The organism is Pseudomonas sp. (assembly GCF_050739995.1).
In the GTDB taxonomy this organism is placed as follows: domain Bacteria; phylum Pseudomonadota; class Gammaproteobacteria; order Pseudomonadales; family Pseudomonadaceae; genus Aquipseudomonas.
In genome coordinates, this window is the sequence record NZ_JBOICG010000693.1 from 1 (window position 1) to 5,744 (window position 5,744).

The following is a 5,744-nucleotide window of genomic DNA, read 5'->3' on the forward strand; positions in this document are numbered from 1 at the left end:
GCATCGCAGGCAAGCCAGCTCCCACACTGACCGCGTTCATTCAGTACTGCTCAGTTGACCGAGGCGTTTTCGCTTTGGGTGTTGCGACGCTTGGCCTTGGGCTCCAACGCCTGTTGACGCTGTTGCAACGCCTCGAGCAAACCGAAGTCCTGCGGGAAGTCGTCGACCTGGATGCCATGGTCGGCGTATTCCACATAGCGTCCCAGCAAGGTGTCTTCGTCGTCACCGATCAGGTCCAGCGCCCGCGCCTTGACGCGCCAGGCGGTGAAGGCCGTGGCGGAAATCGGCATCGGTTCGATCAAGCCCTGCTTGACGGCTGACTTGAGCCGAGCTTCGATCAGCTCCACCTGCGGCAATAAACGGAAGCCCAATTCGCCGTAGGCCAGCTTGTCGACTTCCGGGCGTGGAATGTAGGAATTGGCCAGCAAACGGTCACGGGTTTCACCCGGGGTTTGCACCACGTCGGCCACTTGTGCCAGCAAGTGGTCCGAGGGTTTGCGCAGCGGAATGCCAAGCGGGAAACTCAAGCCACGCACTACGGCCGCAGCGGCTTTCGACGGGTAGTTGTCGAGCACTTCAGCCAAGGCCTCATGGGCACGCAACAACGCGTCCTGGGCCGACCAATGCACCAGCGGCAGGTCGGCCTGAGGCCGGCCATCATCCTCAAAACGCTTGAGTACGCAGGACAAGATGTACAACTGCGACAGAATATCCCCCAAGCGTCCGGTGATACTTTCCTTGCGCTTGAGGGCACCACCCAGCACACCCATGGAGATGTCTGAGATCAACGCCAGCACCACTGACAGACGGTTGGCCTGACGGTAATAGGACGCCAGCGCCGGATCGGTCTTGGCCGGTACGGCTATCAACCGCCCGCCGGTCAGCGAATGCACTGCAGCACGCACGGTGTTGGCCAGCACAAAGCTCACGTGGCCGAACATCGCACTGTCGAAATCTTCCAGTGCTTTGCGCCGATCCGGGTTACGTGCCGCTTCCATTTCACGGAACACGTAAGGATGGCAGCGAATCAGGCCCTGGCCGAAGATGATCAGGCAACGAGTCATGATGTTCGCGCCCTCCACCGTGATGGCTATCGGGCTTTGCTGATAGGCACGGGCCAGGAAGTTGTTCGGCCCCATGCAAATGCCTTTGCCGGCAACGATGTCCATGCCGTCGTTGACGATGATCCGCGCACGCTCGGTGACGTGGTATTTGGCGATGGCCGAGATCACCGAGGGTTTCTCACCAGCATCCAGGGACGCCACCGAGACCTTGCGCACGGCATCACAGGCATACAAATGCCCGGCCATCCGCGCCAGCGGCGCCTGCACGCCTTCGAACTTGCCGATGGGCAAGCCGAACTGTTTGCGCATCGCCGCATAGGCCGTGGTACCGCGCACCGCTACCTTGCCCAGGCCGACGTTGGCCGACGGCAAGGAAATCGCGCGGCCGGCGGCCAGGCACTCCATCAGCATGCGCCAGCCGTTGCCGACTTGTTCGCGGCCGCCGATGACCCACTCCAGGGGAATGAATACATCCTTACCGGTGGTAGGACCATTCTGGAATACAGCGTTGAGCGGCCAGTGACGACGACCACTGTTCACGCCCGGATGGGAGGTAGGAATCAGTGCACAGGTAATGCCCAACGAACCCGGCTTGCCGAGCAGACCGTCCGGGTCTTCGGCGCGAAACGCCAGGCCAAGCACCGTGGCGATGGGGCCGAGGGTAATGTAGCGCTTGTCCCAGGTCACTTTGAAACCCAGCACTTCCTCGCCTTCGTGCACGCCTTTGCAGACGATACCCAAATCCGGGATCGCCCCGGCATCGGAGCCCGCGTAGGGGCTGGTCAGTGCAAAGCATGGGATGTCTTCACCCCGCGCCAAACGCGGCAAATAATAATTGCGCTGGGCATCGGTGCCGTAATGCAGCAACAGTTCCGCCGGGCCCAGGGAGTTGGGCACCATCACTGAAATCGCCGCCGCCGAGCAGCGCGTCGACAGCTTCATCACCACTTGCGAGTGCGCGTAATGGGAGAAACCTTTGCCGCCGTACTGCTTGGGAATGATCATGCCAAGGAACCCAGCGTCCTTGGTGTACTGCCAGCCTTCGGGGGACATGTCCTGCCAGACCTGGGTGGTTTCCCAGTCGTTGGCGATGTCACACAGCGTTTCGACTTCGTTGTCGAGGAAGGCTTGTTCCTCGGCGCTGAGACGGGCTGGTGCGGCTTTGAGCAGGCGGTCCCAGTTGGGTTTGCCGCTGAACAATTCGGCATCCCACCATACGGTGCCGGACTCGATTGCCGCGCGTTCGGTGTCGGACATGGCCGGCATGATCGTGCGAAACAGGCCTAGCGCCTTGCTGGTCAACAGCGTGCGGCGCAGGGGTTTGATCGTCATCAGCACCGCGGGCGCTATCACCAGCACCGCCGCGACGGTGGCGCCAAAACCTGCCACCACATTGACCAGGTAACCAATCGCCAGCCAAACCAGGCCAACACCCAGCCACAGAGCAGCGGTGGCTTGTCGATATGCCAGGGCAATCGCTGCTGCGACACCCGCCAATAACCAGATAACCATGGGGATACCTCTACTTGATTCAGGGGCACGGCTGTTGCGCGGGCAGATCGAAATGAACTGCGGCGTAGAGCCACACTACAAACTTGAAAAGATAAATTCAAATTTTGTTTTGAAATATTTATTTAATGCTTTGGCGCAAGAAATAAGGGCCAAGCGAGTCAGCCTTAAAGATAAAAAGGTGGAAGCGAAACAGGGCGCAAAGCGTCCCGTCAGAAACGCACGACCGTGTGGAGCCGGGCATCCAGATGCGCTGGGTGCCCTGCTCCACCGCTGTCTTGCAGACTACTTAGAACTTATAGGTAGCCGACAAGCTGACAACGTCACCTGAGGACTCGGCTTGACCATCCAGCTGGGCCGCGCCGAGACGATCCACGTTCTTCGTCTTCAGGTTGACCTTTTGCACGAACTGGTGCGAATACGCCGCGTCTACCGACAAACCAGGCACAGCCTTGATGTCATAGCCGGCACCGAACGCCAGGAAGTAGCGGTCGCCGTCGGGAATCCGCGGGTCACGTGTGGAGTTGCGCGTCGGCGTCTGGTCGTAAGCCACACCCGCACGGAGTGTGAGTTCGTCCGTTGCTTTGAAGTCACCGCCGATAGAGGTCATCCAGGCGTTCTTGTAGTTGTAGGGAATGGCGACAATCGTCGATCCCTGCGACTTGAGCGTCAGGTCCTGGAACGAAGACCATTCGGTCCACATGACACTCACACCCATTGTCCAGCGGTCATTGAACTGGTGAACCCAGTCAACCGCTGCGGTGGCCGGAATATCCAGTTGGGTACTGGCATTCGCGCCATCCGGGAACAGCTTGAGGCCTGGATAGGCCATTTCAACCAGGGTTTCGCCGTTTGGACCGATAGGGTTGGTCATGGCGTTACGGCCGATGGCATCCGTGTAAATGTTGTATTTACCGGTCATCTTGTTTTTGATTTTGGCGTGATAGTTCAAGCCCAGGGTGTCTTGCAGTGTCGGCTTCCAGACGATGCCGGTGAACCAGCCCACTGAGCTGTTATCAACTTTCACGCGCATCAATGAATGCCCGACACCGGTGGGGAAACCCGTGCCGCCCAGTCCGGGAGAAACATCCGCTGCCGCCAGCAAATCGATGTTCTGGCTGACAAACCCTTGGCTGCGCTGATAAATGACGCCAGCACCTACCGAGAACTCATCGTTGACCTTGAACGACAGGGAACCGGTCAGGCCGACGGTTTCAATTTTGGTGTCGACCGCAAAATCCCGCAGCTTCGAGTTCTCGTCCCAAGTGGTTTTCATGCCTTGGGGGACCACCTGGCTCAGACCGAACGCGAAACGGTCGCCAATGGGCACCACCAGAAAGCCTGTTGGCAGCCAGGCAGTGAAGCCACCCTGCCCGCCATTGTTGGTATTGAGGGTCGGATCGCCCATGCTGCCTTGGTCATCCAGAACCGGAGTATTGGTCACCGGATTACCGTTGTGATCATAAGCCTGGCCGGAGTATTTGATCTTGACCCGGGCGTAATCGACCGTCTGCTGCGCAATGGTGGAGTCGATGAACGCCATGGCGGCCGGGTTGTTATACGCGGCACTCGGATCATTCTTGAACAGTGAACCACCCCCGAATGCACGGCCCCAGCCAGGTGCCCCGTAGGTAGGCGTGGAGAACCCGCCCGCCTGGACAGGCCCCGTGGTCATCAAGCCTCCCAACAGGGCCAGCCCCAGTAACGTGTGAGCGTGTGGTTTCTTATTATTCATGCAGTACTCCTTATTATTATCTACGCCCGGCCCCTGCCGGTGATCGGTACCCGAACAGACGCCCCTGGCGAGGCGCCTGTGTGTACCGGGGTGATCAGCCCTTAGGAGTCACGGCTTATGGGTTAACCGTCAGCGAAGGTGCGGCCACGCTCAGGGAAACCACGGTGCAGTTGCCAGAAAGCGACTGGTTGGCCGCAGACAGGGTCTTGCTGCTCGGGTCCCAAGCCACTGCGATGGTGGTCGGACCGCAGTTGGTGGCAGGGATCGAGGAGATCTTGTAGCCAACGTTGGTCACGGTGCCGGTAGTGCCCGAAGCAGCAGTCAACACCCATGGCAGGTTGGTCAACGTCGGCAAGGCGCACAGGCCACCACCGGTCAGGGAGGCGCCATTGATCGAAGCCACGCCACCGCTGACGTTGCCGGTAAAGGTAATCCCGCAGGTCACCGCAGCCCCGAAGGAAGATGGCGATTTAACAACGATGGTGCCGGCGTTGGTGGAGAACGGACCGTCAGGAGAAACTGAAGCCGCACTGGCCATCGAAGCCGCGCCAAAGCACATTGCAAAAGAAGTTGCACAAACGAGGGTTTTCAAGCTTTTCATTGTTTTTCCTCACATGTAATGGCGAGTTATTTCGCCAGGGGTAATGGCCAAGATAGAGAGGTCACGGTGAAACAGCAGAACGTCTCTTTCCAGCCAAATCTCAATTCGATTACCACCGCTTCTTTATTTATTCGACCACTTTGAAGTTTGGCGGCATCTTTATCGATACCGTCTTGATCTTGCAGTCATCGCCAATCGGCACATTGGCAGCTTCCAACTTACCGGTGGCGTTATCCCAAGTGCCGTCGGCTGTCGAAGGACCGCACTTGCCGCCCAGGCCGAAGGCATGGACATCCACACTGATCTTCGACATGGAACCGCTTTTGGTGTCTTTGGCGATTAATACCCACGGTAAATTGATGGCTTCAACACGGCTGCATTTAAGACCGCCATCGAATTCAACTTTATCGACATTCACCGAAGTGCCATCGGCGGCAACTTTTCCGGCCACCTTGATGGTGCAGTCGGCACTGATCAGTGCGCCTTTGGAAAAGCTGATGGGGCCTTGGGCCGTAAAGGTGCTGCCCGCGGGCTCGATACGCGCGGCCTGGGCTTGGTGATAAACGATCAGGCCCAGGGCAGCCAGTATGATATGGCTCGTGAACTTGGCAGGTGCTTGCATGGTGTACGTCCTTCCCTTGAAATTATTTTTGTAGGGTCAAACCACTCACTTGCATTCAATCGGTAAACCTTGGGCAATCGGAACCTGCGCGATACACAGACCCCGAGTACACCCAACAACAGGTACATTCACATCAAAACGGTGTTGAACTGTTAGCGTATTTCTCTAGGTACTTCAGGCGTTGCGACGGTTGAAGATTGGTCAGGGTAATGT

General features: G+C 58.2%; 5 protein-coding genes. 1 reads left to right on the plus strand and 4 read right to left on the minus strand.

What is annotated here, in order from left to right; translation table 11 throughout:
* Positions 1 to 50 precede the first annotated feature (50 nt).
* Entirely contained in the window at positions 51 to 2,576 is a 2,526-nt protein-coding gene (locus ACRESD_RS23370) for an acyl-CoA dehydrogenase (RefSeq protein WP_431753068.1), read from the minus strand.
* On the opposite strand from ACRESD_RS23370, the gene ACRESD_RS23375 reads away from it, so the two are divergent.
* A complete protein-coding gene (locus ACRESD_RS23375) occupies positions 2,575 to 2,904 on the plus strand; it encodes a hypothetical protein (protein ID WP_431753069.1) in 330 nt (109 codons plus the stop codon). The genes ACRESD_RS23370 and ACRESD_RS23375 overlap by 2 nt on opposite strands.
* Here ACRESD_RS23375 and ACRESD_RS23380 read toward each other — a convergent pair.
* The 3 genes from ACRESD_RS23380 to praA form a co-directional block, all read right to left on the minus strand.
* The gene (locus tag ACRESD_RS23380; protein ID WP_431753070.1) at positions 2,863 to 4,308 is read right to left on the minus strand and encodes an outer membrane protein transport protein; all 1,446 of its coding nucleotides are present in this window, start codon (positions 4,306 to 4,308) and stop codon (positions 2,863 to 2,865) included. The genes ACRESD_RS23375 and ACRESD_RS23380 overlap by 42 nt on opposite strands.
* A 115-nt stretch (positions 4,309 to 4,423) precedes the next feature.
* Positions 4,424 to 4,909, minus strand: a complete 486-nt coding sequence (gene praB, locus ACRESD_RS23385) for an alkane oxidation protein activator PraB (RefSeq protein ID WP_431753071.1) — start codon at positions 4,907 to 4,909, stop codon at positions 4,424 to 4,426.
* Positions 4,910 to 5,036: 127 nt separating this feature from the next.
* Positions 5,037 to 5,531 carry an alkane oxidation protein activator PraA gene (gene praA, locus ACRESD_RS23390; RefSeq protein ID WP_431753072.1) on the minus strand — a complete coding sequence of 165 codons (495 nt, stop codon included), beginning with the start codon at positions 5,529 to 5,531 and terminating at the stop codon, positions 5,037 to 5,039.
* Positions 5,532 to 5,744 lie beyond the last annotated feature (213 nt).